This is a genomic window from Streptomyces anandii JCM 4720 (genome assembly GCF_014650655.1).
GTDB lineage: Bacteria > Actinomycetota > Actinomycetes > Streptomycetales > Streptomycetaceae > Streptomyces > Streptomyces anandii.
Genome location: NZ_BMVJ01000059.1, coordinates 1 through 3,418 on the forward strand (window position 1 = coordinate 1; position 3,418 = coordinate 3,418).

2 protein-coding genes are annotated in these 3,418 nt (G+C 72.2%); both read right to left on the bottom strand.

Annotation, left to right across the window (positions count from 1 at the left end; translation table 11 throughout):
• A partial coding sequence (locus IE249_RS35175) for a beta-ketoacyl synthase N-terminal-like domain-containing protein (RefSeq protein WP_189711538.1) occupies positions 1-803 on the bottom strand: 803 nt, incomplete at its 3' end.
• Between the two features lie 59 nt (positions 804-862).
• Positions 863-3,418 (bottom strand): SDR family NAD(P)-dependent oxidoreductase (locus tag IE249_RS35180; RefSeq protein ID WP_189711540.1); only part of this gene is annotated, 2,556 nt, incomplete at its 5' end.

A 3,418-nucleotide genomic window follows, 5' to 3' on the forward strand; every position in this document is an offset into this window, starting at 1 on the left:
CCGTCCGCCGAGGCGGCGAAGGACTTGCACCGACCGTCCGCCGACAGCCCCCGCTGCCGGCTGAACTCCACGAACACATCCGGCGACGGCATCACCGTCACACCACCGACGAGCGCGAGCGAGCACTCACGCTGCCGCAGTGCCTGCGCGGCCCAGTGCAGGGCGACGAGTGAGGACGAGCAGGCGGTGTCGATGGTGGCCGCGGGACCTTCGAGGCCGAAGCTGTAGGCGATGCGGCCGGACAGGACGCTGGTGGCGCCGCCGGTCAGCATGAGCCCTTCGAGTTCTTCCGGCGCCTCCTTCAGATCGGCGCCGTATCCCATCGAACCGGCTCCGACGAACACCCCCGTACTGCTGCCGCGCAGCGCGGCCGGGTCGATTCCGGCCCTTTCGAACACTTCCCAGGACGTCTCCAGAAGTATTCGCTGCTGTGGGTCCATCGCCAGCGCCTCGCGCGGCGAAATGCCGAAGAACTCGGCGTCGAATTGCGTGGCGTCGTCCAGGAAACCGCCGCCGGTGTTGTAGAAGGTGCCTTTCCGGTCCGGGTCCGGGTCGGCCAATCCGTCGATGTCCCAGCCCCGGTCGCCGGGGAGGGCGGAAATGGCGTCCCCGCCGGCGGCCACCAGCCGCCACAGGTCCTCCGGGGACCGCACCCCGCCCGGATACCGGCAGCTCATGCCGACGATCGCGATCGGCTCCCGGGAGTCCGTCTCCATCTCGGTGAGGCGGCGACGGGCCCGGCGCAGTTCGCTGGTGACCCACTTCAGATTGTCAAGAAGCTTTTCTTCGTTCGCGGTAGCCATCGAGACGTCACCCCCTGGGACGAGCCGTAACAAGAACGGAAATGTGTGCGCTCATCACGTCAGGAGCGTCCGAATTCGTTGTTGATGATGTCGAAGATGTCGTCGGCAGATGCCGATTCGAGGTCATCGCTGTCGTCGTCGCCGGCGGCCGCACTCTCGATCTCGTTCCACTTGAGGAGAAGTTTCTCCAGGCGGGCGGTGACGTTCGCGCGTTCCGCGCTGTCCCCGGCCACGGAGGTCAGAATGAATTCCAGCCGGTCGATCTCGGCGAGCGCGGGGAGCGCGGGCGCGCCACCCTGCTCGCCGAGGATCCCGGTCCGCAGGTGCTCGGCGAGAGCGGACGGGGTCGGGTAGTCGAAGACCAGGCTCGCGGGCAGCCGCAGGCCGGTGGCCGCGCCCAGGCGGTTGCGCAGTTCCACGGCGGTCAGCGAGTCGAATCCGAGTTCCTTGAAGGCACGGCCGGCGGCCACGTCGGTGGTTCCTTCGTGGCCGAGCACCGCGGCGACGTGTGTACGCACCAGGTCCAGCAGTGCTTCCCCGGCCTCCGCGCCGGGCAGACCGGACAGCCGCTGTCGCAGGGCCTCGGCGGCTGCGGTTGCGGAGCCGCCCTCAGCCCCGGACCCGATGCCGGTCCCGGCCCCGTCCGCGTTGCCGGCGGCACCGCCGAACCCGGTGTCGGCCCGGCCGGCGAGCGCGCGCCGGACCTCGGGAAGGTCCGCGATGAGCGGACGCGGCCGCGCGGCCGTGAACGCCGGTGCGAAGCGCGCCCAGTCCACGTCGGCAACGGTCACCGAGGTGTCGTCGCGGTCCAGCGCGCTTTGCAGCGCGCTGATCGAACGCTCGGCGGACATCACCGGCAGTCCACGGCGGCGCAGTTGCTCCGCCGCGTCCTCGTCGGCCACCAGGCCGCCGTCGGCCCACGGTCCCCAGGCGACCGAGGTCGCCGTCAGCCCGCGTGCCCGGCGCCGCTCCGCGAGCGCGTCGAGGTAGGCGTTGGCGGCGGCGTAGGCACCCTGGCCACCGCTCCCCCACACTCCGGCGATCGACGAGAACAGCACGAAGGCGTCGAGGGGCCGGTCTTCGAGCAGTGAGTCGAGATGTGCGGCTCCCGCCACCTTGGCGGCCATCAACTCGGCGACCTGCGCGGGACCGGTCTCGGCCAGCGGTGCGTACTGTCCCGCGCCGGCCGTGTGCACCACGGCGGTGAGATCCGGCATCTCGGCGAGCAGCCCGGCGACGGCACCCCGGTCGGTGACATCGCACGCCGTGACCGTCACTTCGGCGCCCATCGCGCTCAACTCGGCCGTCAGCGCCTCGGTTCCGGGCGCGTCGGGTCCGCGTCGGCTGGTCAGCACCAGGCGTTCCGCACCGTTGCGGGCGAGCCACCGGGCCACGTGGGCGCCGAGTGCCCCGGTTCCGCCGGTCACCAGCACGGTGCCGCGCGGCTTCCAGGCGCTTCCGGCGGAGGCGTGAGGCGTGTCGTGATCCGCATCCGACGCGTGCGCCAAGCGCCGCGCCAGCACGCCCGACGTCCGCACGGCGAGCTGGTCCTCGGCTCCGGCTCCGGCTCCGGCTCCGGCTCCGGCTCCGGCTCCGGCTCCGGCTCCGGCCAGAACGGCTGTGAGTCGGGCGGTGGCACGCGCGTCGACGGTCTCGGGCAGATCGATCAGACCGCCCCACCACTCGGGATGCTCCAGCGCGACCACCCGGCCCAGCCCCCACACCTGCGCCTGCGCGGCGCTGCGCGGCTGGTCGGACGGCCCGGTGCCGACCGCTCCGGACGTCACGCACCACAGCGGGGCGCCGAGATCCGCCTCTCCGAGCGCCCTCGCCAGTTCCGCGGTGAAGAGAACGCCCCGCGACACCGCCGGGTACTCCGCGTGCGAGCCCTCGTCCAGAGCCAGCAGCGAGAGCACACCCTGCGCCGCCTCTCCCGCCATGGCCGCCTCGCGCAGCCGGTCCGCAAGACGGGCGGGATCTCCGAGATCGCCGTCCGTCAGTGCGATCCGCCGCACGGTCGCGCCCGACGCGCCCAGCGCGTCGACGACCTCCCGGACGCGGACGTCCTCCGTCATCGTGGCGGGTACGACCACCAGCCACGTACCGTTCGGCCCGGCCACGGCCGGCTCGGCCAGTGGCTTCCAGACGACCCGGTAGCGCCAGCCGTCCACGACCGACTGCTCCTGCCGCTGCCTGCGCCACTCCGACAGCGCCGGCAGCACATCGCTCAGCGGACGACTCGCGTCGATCGCCAACTCCGCGGTGAGAGCGGAGAGATCGGCGCTGTCGACCGCCTCCCAGAACCGGGCGTCGACCGAGTCCGCCACTGATCCATCGGCGGTGTCCGTCAGGGCACTGCCCGTGGCGGCGCCCATGGCGGTGGCCACGGCATCGTCCAGCCAGTAGCGGCGGCGCTGGAAGGGGTAGGTGGGCAGGTCGACGCGGCGGGCGCCGGTACCGGCGTAGTACGCCTCCCAGTCGAGGGAGATGCCCCGGGTATGGGCGTGGGCGAGGGCGGTGGTGAGGGTTTCGGCTTCCGGGCGGTCCTTTCGCAGGAGGGGGAGGAAGGCGAGGGCCTCGGTGTCGGTGACGGATTCCTGGGCGAGGGCGGAGAG